This is a genomic window from Phaeobacter sp. JH20_08 (assembly GCF_048056635.1).
GTDB lineage: Bacteria > Pseudomonadota > Alphaproteobacteria > Rhodobacterales > Rhodobacteraceae > Phaeobacter > Phaeobacter bryozoorum.
In genome coordinates this window covers 162849-184010 of record NZ_JAYMVV010000005.1, presented here as the reverse complement: position 1 = coordinate 184010, position 21162 = coordinate 162849, and the positions used below count along the sequence as shown (strand labels likewise).

Sequence of the window (21162 nt, the reverse complement as noted above, 5' to 3'; positions counted from 1 at the left end):
GCCCAGACGCGCAGCGCCCCCTCAGCCAGGAGGATTTGAGACATGAAAAACGAATGGCCCCTCTGGGAAATCTTCATCCGCGGCCAGCACGGCATGAGCCACCGCCACGTCGGCTCCCTGCATGCGCCGGACGCCGAAATGGCGATCAAGAACGCCCGCGACGTCTACACCCGCCGCAATGAAGGCGTGTCGATCTGGGTGGTCGAGGCGAACCACATCGCCGCGTCCTCGCCCAGCGACAAGGGCCCGCTCTATGAGCCGTCCGAGTCGAAGGTCTACCGCCACCCGACCTTCTTCGACATCCCCGAAGAAGTGGGGGCGATGTAATGACCCGCGACGACGCATTTGCCCAGTTCCTGCTGCGGATGGGGGACAACACCCTGATCCTCGGCCACCGGGTCAGCGAATGGTGCGGCCACGCGCCGGTGCTGGAAGAGGACATCGCACTGGCCAACACTGCGCTGGACCTGATCGGCCAGACCCAGATGTGGCTCGGCCTTGCCGGTGAAGTGCAGGGCGAAGGCAAATCCGCCGACGACCTCGCCTTCCTGCGCGACGCCTGGGACTTCCGCAACGTGCTGCTGTGCGAGGTGCCCAACGGCGACTTCGGCCGCACCCTGATGCGCCAGTTCCTATTCGACGCCTGGCATTCGATCCAGCTGGGTCGGCTGATGAAATCCTCGGACGAGCGGGTCGCCGCGATTGCCGAGAAGGCCTCGAAAGAGGTGGCCTATCACTTGGAGCGTTCCGCCGACACCGTGGTCGGCCTGGGCGACGGCACCGGGGAAAGCCACCGCCGGATGCAGGAGGCGCTGGACTATCTGTGGCCCTATGTGGGCGAGATGTTCCAGTCGGACGAGACCGACGCCGAAATGGTCAAGGCAGGCATCGCGCCCGACCCGGCGTCCTTGCGCGAAGAATACGACGCGCTGATCTCCCGCATCCTGAGCGATGCGACGCTGACCGTTCCGGACAGCAGCTTTGCCCACAAGGGCGGCCGCACCGGTGCGATGCACACAGAGCATCTGGGCCACCTGCTGACCCAGATGCAATGGCTGCAGCGCGCCTATCCGGGCGCCAAGTGGTAAGGCCGCGGCCAAGGAACTGAGGGCATCCCCGGCGTCAAACGGGGGTGAGGCCCGCTTCCGCTGGGAAGTCCGGGCGGAACAGCCAATGAGGGTAACCGCATGAGCCAAGTAACAACTCAGCCAAGCATCACCCAAGTCTGGGACTGGCTCGACGCCGTGCCGGACCCGGAGATCCCGGTGATCTCGCTGGTGGATCTCGGCATCATCCGCGATGTGGCCTGGGAGGGTGAGACTTTGGTGGTCACCGTAACCCCGACCTACTCCGGCTGCCCGGCCACAGCGGTGATCGCCATGGATATCGAGACCGCCCTGCGCGGCCGCGGCATCACTGATCTGCGGCTCAAAACGCAGATTTCGCCGGCCTGGACCACCGATTGGCTGTCGGAAAAAGGCCGCACCAAGCTGGAGGCTTACGGCATCGCCCCGCCCCAGCCCGCAGGCGGCCCCGAGAAATGCCCGCACTGCGGCAGCACACATGTCACCAAGGTCAGCCAGTTCGGCTCGACCCCCTGCAAGGCCCACTGGCGCTGCCAGGACTGCCTCGAACCCTTTGATTATTTCAAGTGCATCTGAGGAGACCCTGATGGCGCGCTTTCACGACCTTGAAGTCACCGACGTCCGCAAGACCATCCGCGATGCGGTGGTTGTCACCCTGAAGCCCGCGGGTGGCGCGGCTGAGGAATTCGATTTCACCCAAGGGCAGTACCTGACCTTCCGCCGCGACTTCGACGGCGAGGAACTGCGGCGCAGCTACTCGATCTGCGCCGGCAAGGACGAAGGCATCCTGCAGGTCGGCATCAAGCGCGTCGACGGCGGCGCCTTTTCGACCTGGGCTAACACCGAGCTGAAGGCGGGTGATACCCTGCAGGCGATGGCGCCGATGGGGACCTTCTTCACCCCGCTCGACGGAACGGCGCAAAAGCACTACCTCGGCTTTGCCGGCGGTTCAGGCATCACGCCCGTGCTGTCGATCCTCAAGACAACGCTTGAGGCCGAACCCAAATCCTCCTTCACGCTGGTCTACGCCAACAAGGGCGTGAACACGATCATGTTCCGCGAGGAACTGGAGGATCTGAAAAACCTCTACATGGGCCGCTTCAATGTGATCCATGTACTGGAATCCGACGCTCAGGAAATCGACTTGTTCACCGGTCTGGTGACTGAGGAGAAATGCGCCCAGCTGTTCGAGCACTGGATCGACATCCAGTCGGTCGACACCGCCTTTATCTGCGGACCCGAGCCGATGATGCTGGGCATCGCTGCGGCGCTGCGCACCGCCGGTCTAGGCGATAGCCAGATCAAGTTCGAACTGTTCGCCTCTGCTCAGCCAGGCCGGGCCAAGCGCAAGGCCACCGCAACCGATGCCGCCAGCAGCGCCAACCAGACCAAGGCCGCGATCACCCTGGACGGCGCCACCCAGACCATCGAGATGGGCAAGGACATGACCCTCTTGGATGCCGCGCTGGAAAACGCCATGGATGCGCCCTATGCCTGCAAGGCCGGGGTCTGCTCCACCTGCCGCTGCAAGGTGCTGGAGGGCGAGGTCGAAATGGTCGCCAACCACGCGCTGGAGGATTACGAGGTCGAAAAAGGCTATGTGCTCTCGTGCCAGGCCTATCCGGTGAGTGATCAGGTGGTGGTGGACTACGATCAATAGCCCACTAGGTTAGAGCCCGAGCGATCAGGACGAAACACACAGCAACAGACTCAAGAGGACAATCGCATGAGTGACGAGATGAGCATTGAGAGCTATCTGGCGGCCGGTGGCGTCCTCAGCAATCCTTCCAACGTACCGCCACGCTATCGCGCTGAGCTGATGACCATCATGGCCAGTTTCGTGGATAGCGCGCTGGCGGGAGCGGCGGGGTTTGTCGATATCATAAACGAAGGCCCGGGGATCAAATCGCGCATGGCTGCCGCCCGGATCGTATTGGAAAAAACCGCCAATGCAGACCGGGTCTTGCAGGTCATGGGCGATTTCGGGGCCGACACGGAGCGCTATGTAGACCACCACCCTTGGACAGCCCGACTGGACCGCGAGGCTGGACTGGACCAGGCCAGATCCAAACATGACCGGCGCCTTGCTGTGTTCAATTACCCGCTCGAAGGCTGGGCCGATGCAGTGGTGATGAACCTTTTGATGGGACGCGCCGTTGCCGTGCAATTGGCAGAACTGTCCATGATCTCCTACCAGCCGTTGGCCGAGGCCTTCCGCGCCATTCAACCGATTGAGGCGCATCACGCGCGGCTTGCCCATGAAGGCCTGTCGCGTCTCGTCCAGGAAGGCGACATCGGTATGTTGCAGGAGTCCATCGGTTACTGGTGGCCACGTGTCGCCATCAGCTTTGGGGTCGATGACTCCGACAAATTCGAAGCCCTTCGCACACTGGGGTTGCGCCATCGCAGCAACGCAGAGCTGCGCGCACGGTGGCAAAGCGAGATGCGTGGCGTGTTGCGAGAGCTGGGGCTGGAGGCCCCCGAACCGGCCTGAAGCGGCGACATCAAGGCACCGCCCGACACCCACCCATATGGCGGAAGAACCCAGCGGAAAAGGTCTGGACGACTGACCCATCGCATCCTAGGGTCAGCCTGTTCCAGCACACCAAAAACGAGGCCCGACATGGCGATCAGCAAGACCATTCGCACCTATTTCAACGGCAGCTGGCATGAGGGCGATGTGGCAATCATGAAGGCCGCTGACCATGCGGCCTGGCTTGGATCGTCGGTTTTCGACGGTGCGCGGCTGTTCGATGGTGTCACGCCCGACCTTGATCTGCACTGCGCCAGAGCCAACGCATCGGCCCACGCGCTGATGATGGCTCCAACCGTCAGCGTCGACGATATGGTCGCCATCGCCAAAGAGGGTCTCGCTCTCTTTGCACCAGATGCCGCGGTCTACATCCGCCCTATGTACTGGGCGACCGAGGGCGATTCAACGATGATCGCGCCGGAACCCGCAAGCACCCAGTTTGCTCTTTGTCTGGAAGAAATCCCTATGGCTGCCCCGACAGCTGTAGCGACTCTGACACGCACCTCCTTCCGCCGGCCCGTGCTGGAGAGTTCTGTGGTCAATGCAAAGGCCGGTTGCCTCTATCCGAACAACGCCCGCATGCTGCGTGAAGCGCGCGCAAAAGGATTCAGCAACGCGCTCGCCCTCGATGCCATGGGGAATGTCGCTGAGACCGCCACGGCCAATATTTTCATGGTGCGTGACGGAGAGGTCTTTACTCCGATTGCAAATGGCACCTTCCTTGCAGGGATCACCCGTGCCCGTCACATCGCAAACCTGCGCTCAGATGGTGTCACCGTTCATGAAACGGTGCTTGGCTATAAAGACTTTGAAGACGCCGACGAAGTTTTCATGTCCGGCAATATGAGCAAGGTCACGCCAGTTGCCGCCTTTGACGATCGGCAATACCAGATCGGACCAATCGCCAAGCGCACACGGGATCTCTATTGGGATTGGGCAACAAGCAGCCGTGGATAGCTGCGTGCGACTAGCCTTTGTGCTCATCTATTGCGCCGGGGGATGGCTTGCGCCATGATCCAGACGGAACAACCAGAGGATCAATATGCGCAAATTTCTTGTGGTATTGGATGACAGCCGCGAATGCCTGAACGCCATGCGGTTCGCCGCCATGCGTGCCGCCAAGACTGGCGGCGGAGTTGAAATCCTTTCGGTGATTCCACCCGACGAATTCAATCATTGGATTGGCGTCGGCGAAGTGATGCGCGAAGAGGCCCGCGAACGCATACACGCCCATTTTGAAGTATTCGCGAAGTGGATGCGCGACCGGCAAGGTATCGAACCCAAACTCGTGATCCGCGAAGGCGAAGCGGTGCCAGAGATTATCGCCCAGATCGAATCTGATCCCGAAATCGGCGTATTGGTACTGGGCGCCGGTGACGACCGCAAAGGCCCTGGTCCCCTCGTCACCCAGCTAAGTCGCTCATCCGGCAGCCTGCCGGTGCCGATCACAATCGTACCCGGCGATCTGTCTAAAGAAAAACTGGAAGCGATCACCTGATCGCTGCCAAGCTGACCGATCTGCGGGTTGCACGAACTCGCCGCGAGTGGATCCGAAGCGAAAGGCCCCAGCGCGCGCCACAAGGTTCCGCAATTTTAGAACCGTTCCAAATCTTGACTTAAGCCCACCGGAGGCGCATATCTCTGCCACGCTTTAAGGAGGCCCGACATGTTCATTCAGACAGAATCCACGCCCAACCCGGCGACGCTGAAATTCCTGCCGGGCCAGACCGTACTGGAAATGGGCACAGCTGATTTTCCCAGCGCAGAGGCCGCAGGCTCATCGCCTTTGGCGCAGCGCATTTTTGCTGTTGCAGGCGTGACTGGCGTGTTCTTCGGCAACGATTTCGTAACCGTGACCAAGGCAGAGACGGTTGAATGGGACCACATGAAACCGGCGATCCTCGGCGCGGTGATGGAACATTTCCAGTCCGGTCAGCCGGTGATTTCCGAAGGTGGCGAACAGACCTCTGGCCATGCGGAACACACCGGTGAGGATGGCGAAATCGTCAACCAGATCAAAGAGCTTCTGGACAGCCGCGTGCGCCCTGCTGTGGCTCAGGATGGCGGCGATATCACCTTCCACGGCTTTGACCGTGGTGTGGTCTACCTGCATATGCAGGGCGCCTGCGCAGGCTGCCCTTCGTCGACACTGACGCTGAAGATGGGCATCGAAAACCTGCTGCGCCACTACATCCCCGAAGTGACCGAGGTTCGCCCCGTTGCCGTCTGACGCTCTCGTCCTTGGCTTTGATACATCGGCCGCGCATTGCGCGGCCGCTTTGTTGCGTGGGGACACGGTGCTGGCCTCCCGATTGGAGGAGATGACTCGCGGCCAGGCCGAACGATTGATGCCGTTGCTGGACGAGGTGCTCGCCGAAGGTGGCGCAGCTTGGGCGGATCTTGATGCCATTGGTGTCGGTATCGGACCCGGAAACTTCACAGGCATTCGCATCGCCGTGTCCGCTGCACGCGGTTTGGCGCTGGGGCTGGATATTCCGGCAGTCGGTGTAAACGGATTTGACGCACGCCATCACCCCGGCACTCTCGCTGCGGTGCCCGCACCTCGCGATCATGTCTATGCACTGCCTCCCGGAGGCGAGCCCCGGCTGATGCCACTTGTTGAAGCGCAGGCGGTTGCCGCCGCGCATGATCTAGAGTTGCTGGCCGAGGCAACTCCGCCGAATATCGCCGAAGCCATCGCCCGCAACGCCGCCGACCGTTACCAAACAGAAGCAGTTGCCCCTGCCCCGCTGTACCTGCGGGCTGCTGATGCCGCGCCGGCAAGAGACGCCCCACCAACGCTGATTGATGGCTGATACCTTCGGTCGACCATGCTACGAAACCGTCCCTCAAATCTGACACCACAGGACATGGCCCACACCCATCGGGCTGCCTTTGTGCAGGGGCGCCCGTGGTCTGCGGATGAATTTTCTGCCCTGCTCGACAGCCCGTTCAGCTATGCTGTCGGCGATACACGATGCTTTGCCTTGGGACGCGTTGTCGCTGGAGAGGCCGAACTGCTGACCATAGCGACCCACCCTGACTACCGGCGTCAGGGGTTTGCGCGTATGGTCTTGGACAGCTGGCAGGAAGCCGCGCTGGCCAGAGATGCAACCGATGGCTTTCTGGAAGTTGCCGCGGACAACCGATCGGCGCGTGCCCTGTATCACTCCTATGGATTCGCCGAAACCGGGCGGCGGGTCGGCTACTACCCGCGCGAAGGCGCGTCTTCGGTGGACGCAGTGCTCATGTGCGTCAGTTTACGCAAGGCCGAAACCGCAGAATAACACCAAAAGGTCAAAAAACGGTTGACCCTTTCCGCAGGCTACGGCCTAAATTGTCGCACCTTTTTAAAAACACATGGGTTGGGGCGGTCAAACTGGCCGCAACAAGAACAACAAATTGGGAGTACCCCTATGACCCTGATGAAATCCCTGATGAGCGCCGCGGCGGCCGTGGCGCTGACAGCGGGTGCCGCATTGGCAGAGCCTGCACTGATCTTTGATCTGGGCGGCAAGTTCGACAAATCGTTCAACGAAGCCGCCTTCACCGGCGCGCAGCGTTGGGCTGAGGAAACCGGCGAAAGCTTCCGCGAAATCGAACTGCAATCCGAAGCTCAGCGTGAGCAGGCCCTGCGTCGCTTTGCCGAAGCGGGCGCGAACCCGATCGTCATGGCCGGTTTTGCTTTTGCCGACGCTCTGGGCCAGGTTGCAGCCGACTACCCCGACACCAAATTCGTGATCATCGACATGGTTGTTGATGCGCCGAATGTGCGTTCTGTCGTCTTCAACGAACATGAAGGCTCCTACCTTGTCGGTATGCTGGCGGCCAAAGCGTCCAAATCGGGAACAGTGGGCTTCATCGGCGGTATGGATATCCCGCTGATCCGCAAATTTGCCTGCGGCTACGCCGAGGGCGTGAAGGCCGCAAACCCGGACGCAACTGTGATCGCCAATATGACCGGCACCACCCCTGCGGCCTGGAATGACCCGGTCAAGGGCTCCGAACTGACGAAGGCGCAGATCAGCCAGGGCGCTGATGTTGTCTATGCAGCTGCGGGCGGCACTGGTGTTGGCGTACTGCAGACCGCCGCCGACGAAGGCATCCTGTCAATCGGTGTGGACAGCAACCAGAACCACCTGCACCCGGGCAAAGTTCTGACGTCCATGATGAAGCGGGTCGACAACGCTGTGTTTGAAGCCTTCTCCGACGGTCCTGACCTGGAAACCGGCTTCTCCGTCATGGGCCTGTCGAACGGCGGCGTCGGCTTTGCGGTTGACGATAACAACGCATCGCTGATCACCGAAGAGATGCAGGCCGCCGCTGATGAAGCCGCAGCCAAGATCGCAACCGGCGAAATCACCGTGCATGACTACATGTCGGATGACAGCTGCCCGGCTCTATCCTTCTAAGTACTGAACTGCCCCCCGGCCCACCGTGATCCTCTTGATGATTATGGTGGTGACCGGGGGTTTCATATTGCCCGGAGGCTGCGCCTTTGCCGCCTCCGGGTTTGGTTTTTCCTAGGTTGGCCAAATTGCACATGTTAACCGCCGCTCGCTTCGGCGTGAATCTGTGCCAACCGATCCAGGATGAATAAGGGGAGCCCGAATGACGGCACCAGCAATTGAACTAAAAGGCATCTCCAAGGCCTTTGGCCCCGTACAGGCCAATAAGGATATCTCAATCCGTGTTTCCCCCGGCACGATCCATGGGATCATCGGCGAGAATGGCGCAGGCAAATCAACGCTGATGAGTATCCTGTACGGTTTTTACAAAGCCGATAAGGGTGAGGTCTGGATTCACGGGAAACGTACCGAGATTCCCGACAGCCAGGCGGCGATCTCGGCAGGGATCGGCATGGTGTTCCAGCACTTCAAGCTGGTTGAGAATTTCACGGTACTGGAGAACATCATCCTCGGAGCCGAAGATGGCAAACTGTTGAAGCCCTCTCTCAGCAAGGCCCGAAATTCGCTGAAAGACCTGGCAGCAGAATATGAGCTGAACGTTGATCCCGATGCCCGTATCGACGAAATCGGTGTCGGCATGCAGCAGCGTGTCGAGATCCTGAAGGCGCTATACCGCCAGGCCGATATTCTGATTCTGGACGAGCCGACAGGGGTTCTGACCCCGGCAGAGGCCGACCAGCTGTTCCGCATTCTGGACAGGCTGCGCGCCGAGGGCAAAACGATCATCCTGATCACTCACAAACTGCGCGAAATCATGGAGTATACCGATACGGTGTCGGTGATGCGCCGCGGCCAGATGACCGCGACCGTGAAAACCGCTGAAACCAGCCCCGAACATCTGGCCGAACTGATGGTGGGACGCAAGGTGCTGCTGCGGGTGGACAAGGTTCCCGCCACTCCCGGCAAGCCGATCCTTGAGATCGAGAACCTCAGTGTTGTCGATGAGGCGGGCGTTGCGCGGGTTAAGAATATCGACCTGACCGTGCGTGCGGGAGAGATCCTTGGCATCGCCGGGGTGGCCGGCAACGGTCAATCCGAACTGATGGAGGTGCTCGGTGGCATGCGCGAAGGTCAGGGCACCATTCGTCTCAATGGATCGCCGCTGCCCCTGTCAGGTGCCGGATCCGATGCCCGCGCCCGTCGCGCAGCACATGTGGCCCACGTTCCCGAAGACCGTCAGCGCGAAGGTCTGATCATGGACTTCCACGCTTGGGAAAACGTGGCGTTCGGCTATCATCACGCGCCCGAATACCAACGCGGCCTGTTAATGAACAATGCTGCGCTGCGCGCCGATACCGAGGCCAAGATGGCCAAGTTTGACGTACGCCCCCCGGACCCCTGGCTTGCGGCCAAGAATTTCTCCGGCGGCAATCAGCAGAAAATCGTTGTTGCCCGCGAAATCGAGCGCAACCCTGACCTGTTGCTGATTGGGCAGCCGACACGGGGCGTCGATATCGGCGCCATTGAGTTTATTCACAAGCAAATCGTCGAATTGCGCGATCAGGGCAAGGCGATCCTGCTGGTCTCGGTTGAACTGGAGGAAATCCTGTCACTCGCCGACCGTGTTGCCGTGATGTTTGACGGAATGATCATGGGCGAGCGCCCGGCCGATCAGACCGATGAGAAAGAGCTGGGCCTGTTGATGGCCGGTGTCGCGGGGGAGGCCGCGTAAATGGATAAAATGCCTAAATGGGCCGATGTCGTACTGATCCCGCTGATCAGCCTCGTATTGGCCGCTATTCTGTCTGCCTTGGTGATTCTTGGCATTGGCGAAGACCCGATTGCCGCCGTGAAGCTGATGGTTTCGGGCGCGCTTGGATCCACTTATGGCTGGGGCTATACGCTCTATTATGCCACCAACTTCCTGTTCACGGGTCTGGCCGTTTCCGTGGCCTTCCACGCCCGGCTTTTCAACATCGGTGGTGAAGGTCAGGCGATGCTCGGTGGTTTGGGTGTGGCCCTCGTATGCCTTTATATTCCCTGGCCGCATTGGTCGCTGGCACTGATCTTTGCCAGCCTGGGTGCTGCCCTTTTTGGTGCGGCCTGGGCCGCGATCCCCGCCTATCTTCAGGCGAAGCGCGGCAGCCATATCGTGATCACCACAATCATGTTCAACTTTATTGCGGCGGCCGTTCTTAACTACGTGCTGGTCAATCTCCTGCGTCCAGAAGGCTCGATGGACCCGGCGACAGCCCGTTTTGCCGAAGCTGTCCACCTGCCGTCCTTGCATGAGCTCCTCGCACCTATCGGGATCGAGTTTTCCAAGGCGGCACCTGCCAATGTGAGCTTCCTCGTCGCGCTTGCTGCTTGCGTTGCGGTCTGGTTGCTGATCTGGCGTACCAAACTGGGCTACGAGATCCGGGCCTATGGCAACTCCGAATATGGCGCACTTTACGCCGGAATCTCGCCGGTCAAGATCACCATGATTGCGATGCTGATCTCTGGCGGTCTGGCGGGCATGATGGCCACCAACAATGTGATGGGCGAGGCCGAGCGCCTGGTATTGAACTCAACCGAGGGCGCCGGTTTCATCGGCATCGCCGTGGCACTCATGGGGCGCAGCCATCCCTTTGGCGTGTTTCTGGCCGCGATCCTGTTCGGGTTCCTCTATCAGGGCGGCGCGGAGCTGGCGCTATGGACCAGCATCCCGCGGGAACTGATCGTCGTCATTCAGGCACTGGTGATCCTGTTCACAGGCGCGCTGGACAATATGGTACGAGGACCGCTTGAACGGATCTTCCTTGCTCTGCGCCGGGGGAAAGCGTGATGGATTTTCTGACTCTGATCCAGGTGCTCGACAGCACCGTTCGCCTCGCAACACCGCTGCTGCTGGCCTGTCTGGCTGGACTGTTTTCCGAACGGGCGGGGATCTTCGATATCGGCCTTGAAGGCAAAATGCTGATGGCCGCTTTCTTCTCGGCGGCGGTGGCTGCGACCACTGGCAATGTCTGGCTCGGCCTCCTGGCCGGTATCGCATCATCGCTGGTTCTCAGCGGCCTGCACGGGCTTGCCTCGATCACCTTCCGTGGCAACCAGCTGATCTCCGGTGTGGCGATCAACTTCCTGGCCGCAGGCATGACCGTACTGATCGCGCAGGACTGGTTCCAGCAGGGCGGGCGCACACCCTCGCTGTTCTCGGGCGGCCGGTTTGAGCCTCTCAGCCTGCCGTTTGCAGATGCGCTGGCGGATGTCCCTGTGTTGGGCCCGATCTATAGCGAGCTGCTTTCCGGTCACTCCGTGCTGGTCTACCTGGCGTTCCTCGCGGTGCCTGCTACCGCCTGGATCCTCTTTGGTACGCGCTTTGGCCTACGCCTGCGCGCGGTCGGGGAAAACCCTGCAGCTGTCGATACCGCCGGTGTGTCCGTGGTCGGTCTGCGCTATGCGGCGGTAATGATCTGTGGCCTGCTCTGCGGCATTGCCGGCGCCTATCTTGCAACAGCACTACAGGCCGGGTTCGTAAAGGACATGACAGCCGGTCGCGGCTTTATCGCTCTGGCAGCGCTGATTTTCGCGAAATGGCGCCCCTGGCACGCGCTTGGTGCCTGCCTTCTGTTCGGCCTGCTTCAAGCGGTGGCCCTGCGTTTTCAGAACATCGAAATCGGCAACTTTGTGATTCCGGTGCAGATGATGGACGCCCTGCCCTACATCCTGACCGTGGTGATCCTGGCAGGCTTCGTCGGCAAGGCGGTTCCGCCCAAGGCAGGTGGAGAGCCCTACGTCAAGGAGCGCTGATAGAGCCATCAATTTGGTACAGCCCGCAGGGGCTGTACCAAAGGCATCTGCAAGCGCCCGGCTCCGGCCGGGCGCTTGCCGTTTTGACACAGCCAGAGTCAGACTTTTCGGAAACCAGTTCTCCCCATCCGAGTTCCGGCCAACTTTCATAGGTCCAGTTTTTGCCCTAGCGTCAGTCCTGTTTTCTGCGGAGCGGCATCGGCAGTTGATTTTAGCCAATTGCTGCGCTCTAACACTGATATGCAGATTTATCTTCCCATCGCCGAAGTCTCGGTCAACGCATTCCTGCTGCTGGGGCTTGGCGGCATGGTCGGCATCCTGTCCGGCATGTTTGGTGTCGGTGGCGGCTTCCTGATGACACCGCTCCTGTTCTTCATCGGCATCCCGCCGGCAGTGGCCGTTGCCACCGAAGCCAATCAGATCGTGGCCTCCTCATTCTCCGGTGTGCTTGCTCATTTCAGGCGCCGAACCGTCGACATCAAGATGGGCCTGGTTCTTCAAGCGGGCGGTCTTTTCGGTGCGGCGCTTGGGGTTGTGGTCTTCAACTATCTAAAAGCATTGGGCCAGGTCGATCTGCTGGTAAAACTCTGTTACGTCGTCTTTCTTGGCGTTGTCGGCGGGCTGATGTTCATCGAAAGCCTGAATGCGATCCGCAAATCCAAAGCCTCCGCAGGTGGCGCCCCCGCGCCGCGTCGGCAGCGTGGCTGGGTCCATGCCCTGCCCTTCAAGATGCGGTTCCGCACATCCGGCCTCTATATCTCCGTGATTCCTCCCTTGCTGGTGGGTGTCGTCGTCGGCATCCTCGCGGCAATCATGGGTGTTGGTGGTGGCTTCATCATGGTGCCAGCCATGATCTACATCCTCGGGATGCCAACCAAGGTTGTGGTTGGCACATCGCTGTTTCAGATCATTCTGGTCACCGCCTTTACCACGATGCTGCACGCGACCACGAACTATACCGTGGATATTGTTCTGGCGGTTCTATTGCTGATCGGCGGGGTGATCGGTGCCCAGATCGGTACCCGGATCGGCGTCTATCTCAAGGCTGAACAGCTCCGCATCCTGTTGGCGCTGATGGTAATTATTGTCTGCGTCAAACTCGGGCTGGACCTGTTGCTGATGCCATCTGAGCTTTACTCGCTCGGCAGCGATGGAGGGCACTGAGATGCTCCATCGCGTCATCAGGCAACGCCTCCGCCGCGCGCCGCAATCCCAGCCGGCCCGCGGCTCCGCGCGGCTCTGGATTGCATTCCTCCTGGTCCTGCCACTCGGGTCGATGGCCACCGCTCAGACCTCCACCGATCCGGCAGATAGCGACCCTCCCGCTGGCCCGCGCGAGGAAGTCGTGCTCGGTCTGAGCCAAGACCGTGTTGCCATCACCGCCGACTTCGACGGATCGGAAATCCTCGTCTTTGGGGCCGTGAAGCGGGAAGCCCCTATCCCGCAGGACGACCCTCTTCAGGTGATCGTCGCCGTATCCGGTCCAGCCTCGCCCGTGATGGTACGCCGCAAGGAGAAAAAGCTTGGGATCTGGGTCAATACCGACAGCGTGCTGGTAGACTCGGCACCGAGCTTCTACGCAGTTGCGACAAGCGCGCCGCTCTCTCAGGTGCTGAGCGATACTGAGGACCTGCGGTATCGAGTCTCCGTGGGGCGGGCCATCCGCTCGGTCGGCGCCGGAATGCACATCCGCGGGGCACAGAAATTCGCCGAAGCCGTGATCCGCATCCGGTCCGAGAACAATCTCTATTCTCTGCGGGAGAACACTGTCGCCGTCGATCAGCAAACGCTGTTTCGCACTGCGATCGAGATGCCCGCCGACCTGACCGAAGGGGCCTATCGGACCCGCATCCTGCTCACACGAGGCGGGTCGGTTGTCGCGCAGTACGAAACCAGCATCGACGTGCGCAAAGTCGGGCTGGAACGGTTTCTTTACACACTTTCACGCGAACAGCCGTTTCTCTACGGCCTTATGTCACTGGCCATTGCAATTGCCGCAGGTTGGGGTGCCTCTGCCGCCTTCCGCCTGCTGCGCAACAGCTGACGACCACGAACCAGATCCAGACCCAGACCGCCGCGCAAAGCGCGGCGCTACGCCCAACGGGCGTGGTGCCAGCTTGCTGGTCTCACAACGGGCGGGAGACCTCTGCAGTGACTATCCACGCCCGATGTAAGGCATCTTGGTTGCCATCACGGTCATGAATTGCACATTTGCCTCAGGCGGAAGATTTGCCATATGCAGTACCGACCGTGCAGCATCCTCAACGGCGAAGGTCTCCATCGCGCCCGCTGCCGGATCAGTCTCGGCCTGCCGGGCGCTCAAATCCGCAACCATCGGCGTGCGTGCGTTGCCGATGTCAATTTGTCCGCAGGCAATATCAAACGGGCGCCCATCCAGCGACAGGCTACGGGTCAGCCCGGTGATCGCGGCTTTGGTCGCTGCATAGGGGACCGAATGTGGGCGCGGAACATGGGCCGCAATTGATCCGTTATTGATGATCCGCCCGCCCTGCGGGGCCTGCTGGCGCATCTGGCGAAAGGCCGCTCGGGCCGAAAGGAACATGCCGTTCAAGTTCACATTGACGGCTGCAAACCAATCCTCCAGCGCAATCTCATCAATCGTGCCGGAAGGGGTAAAGATGCCTGCATTGTTGAACAACACATCTAACCGCCCGGCCCGCTTTGCAAAGGTCTCCACGGCACGATCGACAGCCTCAGCATCGGTGACATCCGCCGGCAAGACATGAGCCGTGTCGCGCCCCTGCGCCACGGCCTCCAGCGCCTCTGCGCGGCGGGCAAGCAGGCCCACCTGCCAACCTTCATCCAGAAACAGCTCCGCCACGGCACGGCCGATACCGGAGCTGGCTCCGGTGATCAGGATCGTGCGTCTAGAATCTGGAGCTTGGATCGTCATAGTGGGCTGTCCTCTTGCAGTTCCAGGGTCAGGGCGCCTACGGGCGCGGCCCGCAGGTCGTCCACCTGCAGAGGGCCTGTCGGCTTTGCCAGACGATTGCGCACCACCCAGATCAGGCGCTCCTGCGCCCGCGTAATGGCCACATAAGCAAGCCGCTTCCAGAGCGGTTGCCCGGCCTCCACCCGGCCCATGCGCGCCGCGGCATAGATATCAGGCGCAAAAACCTGCGCCGTGGGCCATTGTGAGCCCTGCGCCTTGTGAATAGTGACGGCCGCCCCGTGCAGAAACGCCGCCCCCATACGCGCAGCAAATGGAATGAAGGGCTCTTCTTCATCCGGTTTTTCGATCTTCACGATAGAGGCCGCGGAGACCTGCGGGTCCTCGGCTCCCATGACATGAAGGCGCGAGAATCCAGGCTTGCGACCCGGTCCGAGGTAGATGACCTGGGCCCCCTTGATCAGGCCGCGGGCTTCCAGATCCAGCCTTTTCTTGCGATGTTTCATCGGCAATTCGATTCCGTCGCAGATCAGCGGCTCGCCAGCCAGCAAACTGTCCTCCGGCGCACCGTGCACGTTACGAAACGCATTGATCAGCCGAATCCGGGTGTTGTTGCGCCAGACCAGAACCGGAGAACGTGCCATCAGGTCCACCTCGACCCGTTGCCCCCAGACGACGCGATCATCCTGGCGAGAGAGGTCCTCAACCATGCGCTCAAAATCCTCAAACCCGATGTTCGGATCAGCCAGAGCATGAGCGAGGTCCAGAATGGGATTGCCTGCCTCTTGGCGGTGAATGCGGTTGAGGATCAGTTTGCGCTCTTCTGGCAGCGTTTCAAAAACCATGGCACCGGATTGGTTCACCGGGGCGAGCTGTGCGGGATCGCCAAACAGCAATAATGTCGGGAAAATTTCCTGAAGGTCCTGGAACTGGCGGTCATCCAGCATCGAAGCTTCATCTATAAAGCCGATATCCAGCGGCTCCTCCCGCCGTTTCCAACCGGTGATGAAGTCAGATCCGCGCAGACCGGCAGCAGCCAACGCACCAGGGATCGACTTGTTGCGTTCATAAAACGCCTTCGCCCGCGCCAGGGCTTCTTCGGTTAACCCCTCGATTTCGGGCTCATCGCCACTACCCGCCAGCCATTCCGCTATCCGCTCATATTCCGGATCATAGACAGGCGTATAGAGGATCCGGTGGATCGTGGTTGCGGGAACACCACGAAGGCGCAGCACGCTGGCGGCCTTGTTTGTGGGCGCAAGGATTGCGAGTGTGCGCCGGTCCTCATTCTTCTTGCGGCTCTCATAGTCGCCGGAAACAACCTCGACACCGGCCTTTTCCAACGCCTTATAGAGTTCCGCCAACAACAGCGTCTTACCAGATCCGGCTTTGCCAATAACCGCCATTGCGCCACCGTCACCGCGGGGCGGGTGTAGCAGATCGTCTTCGAGATCGACCCCTGCGTCACGAAGAAGACTGCTGACACGATCAAAAGCGACGGCCTGATCGTCGGAGAATTTAATGGGTGCTGCGCTCATTCGGCGACACTACAGCCGCCGGGCCGGCTGCACCAGAGCAGACGGCCCCACATCATATCGTTTCAGCGCAGCTCGCCCTCCTTCAGCGCTATGCCCATCGACACCCTGCTCACCCCGTCAGCGCAACGGGTCCTGGCGCGCCTGCACCGCCAAAGGACCGATCGAACCAGAGTGTCGACAATTCCGGCTGAATGCCTGCCTTCTGCGCGACCCGGTGATACGCCTCGGTAGAATAGTCCCACAGGCCAAGGCAGATCCGGTCCCGCCCCGCGCCCATGGTGCCGACAATTTCCGGGCTAAACCCAAGAGAGCGGTAGATCCGCACCATCCGCCGATCAAACACCCCGGCAAAATGCGCGATATTGAAGTTCCGCATGATCTCAAGCCCGGCCAGGGTCAGCGCCCCGGCCACATTGCCGCTGACATGTCGGGACAGGCAGAACCGGGTGCATTCCCAGATCAAAGGGCTGCGGATCGCCTCCCCACCGGTCAGCTCGGGAAAGACATCATTTACCATGATTGGCCCCGTAGAGGGCAGGAAACGCATTGACCCACCGTGGCTGCCATCGGGCTGCTGCCAGATCACATATAGCGGATCAAGCGCATCGTATTCATCGCGTTCTTCCCCGCAGGCATCTACCGAGACCTCCCAACCCAGCCGCGTCTTGAACTGATCCGCGCGATCCACGAACATCGAATGGGCAAGCTCACGGTGCTTATACAGGTCGTGTGCATATACGTAACGAAGCATAACTTAGTCCCCTTTAGATAGAAAAGTGGGACCAGATTACGATCAGAAGATATTTTCAACTATAGGGTTAATGAACATCAACAGCTTCAACGTCTTAGATGATGATCAACCCGAGACTCAGTGCCCGTGCGATGGCATGCGTGGTGTTGATCGCCCCCAGTTTGAATCGCGCGCTCTCAATATAGACCCGCAATGTATGCTCCGAAATGGTCAGCGTCTTGGCCACCTGGGCTCTGCTGTAGCCCATCGCAAGCAAGGTTAACGCGTCAATCTCACGTGGGGACAGGGGTTGGACGTGCTCCGGGCTGCGATCCGGTTCAAATTCCAGCGCCTTGCGGTTGAAGTAATGCCCGATCAGGATCAGGTCACGGCTGTGTCTGTCCGTGAATTTCGTCCAGGTCTCATCGTTGCAGTTGTGGCTGACCGTGAACAAAGCGAATTGCCCGTTTGGCCCACGGATCGGGATTGAGTACCCCTGATTGCCTACGTCATGGGCAAGGGCGTCCTGCAGAAACTCGCGCGCAGGCTTGGACGACCAATCAAGGCGGCGCCAGTCAACCGGGTGAAACCGCTGATAGCAACCGATAATGACCGGATCGACACGAACATAGGCTTTTTCCTGATAGCGCTCGACCCATTCCCGCGAATAGGTGCCAAAGTGATAGTGATCGCCAGCGCTGTCGACCCAGTGATACATGGCGTGATCAACCTCAAAGGTCTCACAGACCCGCTCAATGATCTCTTGCAGACCATCGACCGTTGTCGTGGCGTCCAAAACCTCAAGGATAAGATCAAGATTAACTTTGGTTGCCATGAAATGCCTGAATTCTCACTTGGTCTCAGCGCAGAACCTCTGCACCTATTTGGCTGTCGGCAGATCCAAATTGCCGCAGCTCTGGCCTTTGTGCCGCGATCATCGATGCAGCGTCAACGGTAAGCCCGCATAATGATCAGGTTTTTATTTCATAAGCGATTATCTAGGGCGCGGCCACAAAATGTCTTCACCATCAGCGCATGACCGCTGGTCATTCCGCACAAATGTTCGACAACCACGTTCGCACCAGCAAAACAATAACCCGCCAGTCACAGGAGCGACTGACGGGTGAAATAATGTGTCTCTCGAGGGTGTTTACCCTGCCAGAACATCCTCCAGTGTGCGCAGACCGGTCCGGGGCGCCTGAACCAGAACAGACATATTACCCGGCTTGTGCTCGTTGCGGAGCATCTTCATATGCGCCTCCGGCAGATCGTTCCAGGAGAACACCTCCGACATGCAGGGGTCTAGGCGGCGCTCGACCATCAGCTTGTTGGCAGCGGCGGCCTGCTTCAGATGCGCAAAGTGCGAGCCCTGCAAACGCTTCTGGTGCATCCACATGTAACGCACATCGAACGTCAGGTTATAGCCAGTGGTGCCTGCGCAGATCACAACCATGCCGCCTTTTTTACAGACAAAGGTCGAAACCGGGAACGTGCTTTCGCCCGGATGTTCAAACACCATGTCGACATTCACGCCTTTGCCGGTGATGTCCCAGATTGCCTTTCCGAACTTACGGGCTTCCTTGAACCAATTGGCATATTCGGGCGTGTTCACTGTCGGCAACTGCCCCCAGCAATCAAAGTCTTTGCGGTTGATCACACCCTTGGCGCCCAGCCCCATGACAAAATCACGTTTGCTTTCGTCCGAGATCACGCCAATGGCATTTGCACCAGCCGTATTGATCAACTGGATCGCGTAGGAGCCGAGGCCGCCCGAAGCGCCCCAGACCAACACGTTCTGGCCCGGCTTCAGATCGTGCGGCTCGTGGCCGAACAGCATCCGGTAGGCGGTCGCAAGGGTCAGCGTATAGCAGGCGCTTTCTTCCCAAGTCAGGTGCTTGGGGCGGGGCATAAGCTGCTGCGACTGAACATTGGTGAACTGCGCAAAGGAGCCGTCGGGCGTCTCATACCCCCAGATGCGCTGGCTGGGAGAGTACATCGGATCGCCACCGTTGCATTCCTCGTCGTCGCCATCATCCTGATTGCAGTGAATGACCACCTCGTCGCCGACTTTCCAGCGCTTAACCTTGTCGCCCACGGCCCAAACGATGCCCGAGGCGTCGGAACCGGCAATATGGAACGGCGCACCGTGACCATCAAAGGGGCTGATGGGTGTGCCGAGAGCCGCCCACACACCGTTATAGTTCACACCCGCCGCCATCACGAGCACAAGCACGTCGTGGCTGTCCAGTTCGGGCACATCGACCACTTCCTGCACCATCGCAGTATCAGGGGTGCCATGGCGCTCTTTGCGGATGGTCCAAGCATACATCTTCTGTGGCACATAGCCCATCGGCGGCAGTTCACCGATCTCATAAAGCTCTTTTTCAGGGGCCTCGTAGGAGAGGGCGCCGTTCTGCGTGTCCAAAGCCATGCTGGCCTCCTTTTTTCCGCTGTTTGCCGCAATGCAGAATCGCAGCTGCTACCTAGGGAATAAGATCCGCCAAGCAACAATGCAACATCATTTATTTGATTTGGGTAATTTTATGACCCAGCGGATGCAGAATAATCTTTTGCACCTGCAGCAATACCAGCCTCTTTTGGCCCGTCAGTGTCAGGCTCCGGGATCAGATGACGGATTGAATTTGCGTAGTAGACAAGCAGATCGTGTTGGTCGGCCACCACCTCGTAGCCGCCCGCTGTCTGTCGCAGGATGCCTCTCATCGTCAGTTGACGTAGCCCCAACTCGGCGGCGGAACCGCGGTCGTTGCGCGATGTATGGATATAAGCATAGGGCAATCGCGACAGCAGCGCGTCCATCCCAGCTTCAATATCCGTACGGCTGAGCGGCTGTTGACCCTTTGGGAGGTACTCCACAGTGGCGGCGACCAAGGCCACCGGCAATACCGGAACACATTCGCCGATACGACCCATCAGCTCCTGCGCAAGACTCGTCGGCGTGTCCTCTCTCCCGCTGCAAAGAACAAAGTCGCGCAGGCTGAGAGGGCGCCCAAAACTGACTGCCGCATAGCCGGATCGCTGGTAGCGCCTCGTCGCCCATAGCCACAGCTGACGCAGCATACGAACCGCCACCACATGGATGCGTGCGCGGAATCGTCGATCACCGGATTTCGCAGCCGATGTCAGGATCTTGTCTTCCAGCACGCGGTCGTAGTTCAGCGCAACAGGCACAAACACCACATCACGCCCGCCCTCGCCCTGTGCCGCCTGACCGTCAACGATGTATTTCAGTAGCCCCACCTTCGGCTGTGCCAAAGCGCCATCTAGGCTCAACCCGCCTTCGGGAAAAATCGCCTGGGTCACCCCGCCCTGCGTCGCCAGCCTCACATAGGTCGCCAGAACGCGACGATAGAGGTCATTGCGTGACTTACGGCGGATAAAATAGGCACCCATGGCCCGGATCAATCGCGACAACGGCCATACCCGCGCCCATTCACCCACCGCATAGGACAAGGCCGACCGGTCCGCCACCAGATAGGTGATCAGGACATAATCCATGTTCGAGCGATGATTCATGACAAAAACCACCGTCGCCTCCGGGTCTATTGCCTTCACTGCAGCTTCATCCAGATGACCGAGGCGAACACGATAGATCGCATTGGACAAAAACCGTGCGAGACGGATCGCGATGCTGAAATAGGCAACTGCGGAAAACGACGGGACGATCTCGCGGGCATAACGCCGGGCCTCCTCGAAGGCGACGTTTTCGGGAATGCCCTGCGCACGTGCATGGTCTGCAATCGCCTGGGCCACCTGCGGGTCATAGATCAGCCGCTGTATCATGTCGTAACGGCGTGCCAGTTTGAACGGTTGAATTGGTCGTTCCAGGCGGCGGTTCAACCGCGCCACAGCCCGCTCCAAACGACGACGGAAGAACCACCGCACCGACGGAAACAGGAAATGCGAGGCAAAGGTGATCGCGGCAAACAGCACGATAAGCACAAAAAGCCAAAGCGGGAGTTCCACGGTCTGCGTCATCCTGAGACCCTTCCCCATGCTTGCTGTCATTACAAGCACTTTGCCGGATCGGCAGAGGCACCCATATTTAGCAGCTGGCATGAAATGCCGCAACGCAGCGAATTGACATGGGTTTAAAATTGCAGTCTACATCAGCTTGACGAAATAAAATTACCGCAACACTGACTC

At 59.8% G+C, this 21162-nt stretch carries 22 protein-coding genes; 16 read left to right on the top strand and 6 right to left on the bottom strand.

Annotated elements, in window-relative coordinates:
• Positions 1 to 42 precede the first annotated feature (42 nt).
• The 16 genes from paaB (at position 43) to VWY75_RS02905 (ending at position 13863) form a co-directional block, all read left to right on the top strand.
• Positions 43 to 327, top strand: a complete 285-nt coding sequence (paaB, locus tag VWY75_RS02980) for a 1,2-phenylacetyl-CoA epoxidase subunit PaaB (protein WP_008557866.1) — start codon at positions 43 to 45, stop codon at positions 325 to 327.
• Positions 327 to 1088, top strand: a complete 762-nt coding sequence (gene paaC / locus VWY75_RS02975; protein WP_416537205.1) for a 1,2-phenylacetyl-CoA epoxidase subunit PaaC — start codon at positions 327 to 329, stop codon at positions 1086 to 1088. The genes paaB and paaC overlap by 1 nt, the downstream gene beginning before the upstream one ends.
• A gap of 99 nt (positions 1089 to 1187) precedes the next feature.
• On the top strand, positions 1188 to 1661 hold the full coding sequence (gene paaD / locus VWY75_RS02970; RefSeq protein WP_416537204.1) for a 1,2-phenylacetyl-CoA epoxidase subunit PaaD: 474 nt from the start codon (positions 1188 to 1190) through the stop codon (positions 1659 to 1661).
• Between the two features lie 10 nt (positions 1662 to 1671).
• On the top strand, positions 1672 to 2745 hold the full coding sequence (paaE, locus tag VWY75_RS02965; protein WP_416537203.1) for a 1,2-phenylacetyl-CoA epoxidase subunit PaaE: 1074 nt from the start codon (positions 1672 to 1674) through the stop codon (positions 2743 to 2745).
• Between the two features lie 66 nt (positions 2746 to 2811).
• Entirely contained in the window at positions 2812 to 3579 is a 768-nt protein-coding gene (locus VWY75_RS02960; protein ID WP_416536467.1) for a Phenylacetic acid catabolic protein, read from the top strand.
• Between the two features lie 129 nt (positions 3580 to 3708).
• The gene (locus tag VWY75_RS02955; RefSeq protein WP_416536466.1) at positions 3709 to 4575 is read left to right on the top strand and encodes a branched-chain amino acid aminotransferase; all 867 of its coding nucleotides are present in this window, start codon (positions 3709 to 3711) and stop codon (positions 4573 to 4575) included.
• Positions 4576 to 4660: 85 nt separating this feature from the next.
• Entirely contained in the window at positions 4661 to 5116 is a 456-nt protein-coding gene (locus tag VWY75_RS02950) for a universal stress protein (RefSeq protein ID WP_340544338.1), read from the top strand.
• A 168-nt stretch (positions 5117 to 5284) separates the two neighbouring features.
• A complete protein-coding gene (locus VWY75_RS02945; RefSeq protein WP_416537202.1) occupies positions 5285 to 5848 on the top strand; it encodes a NifU family protein in 564 nt (187 codons plus the stop codon).
• Positions 5838 to 6434, top strand: coding sequence for a tRNA (adenosine(37)-N6)-threonylcarbamoyltransferase complex dimerization subunit type 1 TsaB (gene tsaB, locus VWY75_RS02940; RefSeq protein ID WP_416536465.1), 597 nt, complete (start codon positions 5838 to 5840; stop codon positions 6432 to 6434). Before VWY75_RS02945 ends, tsaB begins: the two co-directional genes overlap by 11 nt.
• Positions 6435 to 6488: 54 nt before the next feature.
• Entirely contained in the window at positions 6489 to 6905 is a 417-nt protein-coding gene (locus tag VWY75_RS02935; protein WP_416537201.1) for a GNAT family N-acetyltransferase, read from the top strand.
• Between the two features lie 129 nt (positions 6906 to 7034).
• Complete coding sequence (locus tag VWY75_RS02930; RefSeq protein WP_340544334.1) at positions 7035 to 8030, top strand: BMP family lipoprotein; 996 nt, start codon at positions 7035 to 7037, stop codon at positions 8028 to 8030.
• A gap of 199 nt (positions 8031 to 8229) precedes the next feature.
• Entirely contained in the window at positions 8230 to 9759 is a 1530-nt protein-coding gene (locus VWY75_RS02925) for an ABC transporter ATP-binding protein (protein WP_340544333.1), read from the top strand.
• Positions 9760 to 10854, top strand: a complete 1095-nt coding sequence (locus VWY75_RS02920) for an ABC transporter permease (RefSeq protein WP_340544332.1) — start codon at positions 9760 to 9762, stop codon at positions 10852 to 10854.
• Entirely contained in the window at positions 10854 to 11819 is a 966-nt protein-coding gene (locus VWY75_RS02915; protein ID WP_340544331.1) for an ABC transporter permease, read from the top strand. Before VWY75_RS02920 ends, VWY75_RS02915 begins: the two co-directional genes overlap by 1 nt.
• 240 nt (positions 11820 to 12059) lie before the next feature.
• Complete coding sequence (locus tag VWY75_RS02910; protein WP_340544330.1) at positions 12060 to 12983, top strand: sulfite exporter TauE/SafE family protein; 924 nt, start codon at positions 12060 to 12062, stop codon at positions 12981 to 12983.
• Between the two features lie 112 nt (positions 12984 to 13095).
• Positions 13096 to 13863, top strand: a complete 768-nt coding sequence (locus tag VWY75_RS02905) for a TIGR02186 family protein (RefSeq protein WP_340546273.1) — start codon at positions 13096 to 13098, stop codon at positions 13861 to 13863.
• A 111-nt stretch (positions 13864 to 13974) separates the two neighbouring features.
• Here the strand turns inward: VWY75_RS02905 and VWY75_RS02900 are convergent, their stop codons facing one another.
• From VWY75_RS02900 to VWY75_RS02875, 6 genes are all read right to left on the bottom strand, one after another.
• Positions 13975 to 14733: an SDR family oxidoreductase gene (locus tag VWY75_RS02900; protein WP_416536463.1), complete on the bottom strand. Its 759-nt coding sequence runs from the start codon at positions 14731 to 14733 to the stop codon at positions 13975 to 13977.
• Positions 14730 to 16268 carry an ATP-dependent DNA helicase gene (locus VWY75_RS02895; RefSeq protein ID WP_340544328.1) on the bottom strand — a complete coding sequence of 513 codons (1539 nt, stop codon included), beginning with the start codon at positions 16266 to 16268 and terminating at the stop codon, positions 14730 to 14732. The genes VWY75_RS02900 and VWY75_RS02895 overlap by 4 nt, the downstream gene beginning before the upstream one ends.
• Positions 16269 to 16377: 109 nt before the next feature.
• Positions 16378 to 17019 (bottom strand): acyl-homoserine-lactone synthase, encoded by a 642-nt coding sequence (locus VWY75_RS02890; RefSeq protein WP_340544326.1) that lies wholly within the window; start codon positions 17017 to 17019, stop codon positions 16378 to 16380.
• A 94-nt stretch (positions 17020 to 17113) separates the two neighbouring features.
• On the bottom strand, positions 17114 to 17833 hold the full coding sequence (locus tag VWY75_RS02885) for a helix-turn-helix transcriptional regulator (protein ID WP_340544325.1): 720 nt from the start codon (positions 17831 to 17833) through the stop codon (positions 17114 to 17116).
• A gap of 315 nt (positions 17834 to 18148) precedes the next feature.
• On the bottom strand, positions 18149 to 19429 hold the full coding sequence (gene ccrA, locus VWY75_RS02880; protein ID WP_340544323.1) for a crotonyl-CoA carboxylase/reductase: 1281 nt from the start codon (positions 19427 to 19429) through the stop codon (positions 18149 to 18151).
• A gap of 110 nt (positions 19430 to 19539) precedes the next feature.
• On the bottom strand, positions 19540 to 20994 hold the full coding sequence (locus VWY75_RS02875) for a 1-acyl-sn-glycerol-3-phosphate acyltransferase (protein ID WP_416537200.1): 1455 nt from the start codon (positions 20992 to 20994) through the stop codon (positions 19540 to 19542).
• Positions 20995 to 21162: the final 168 nt, after the last annotated feature.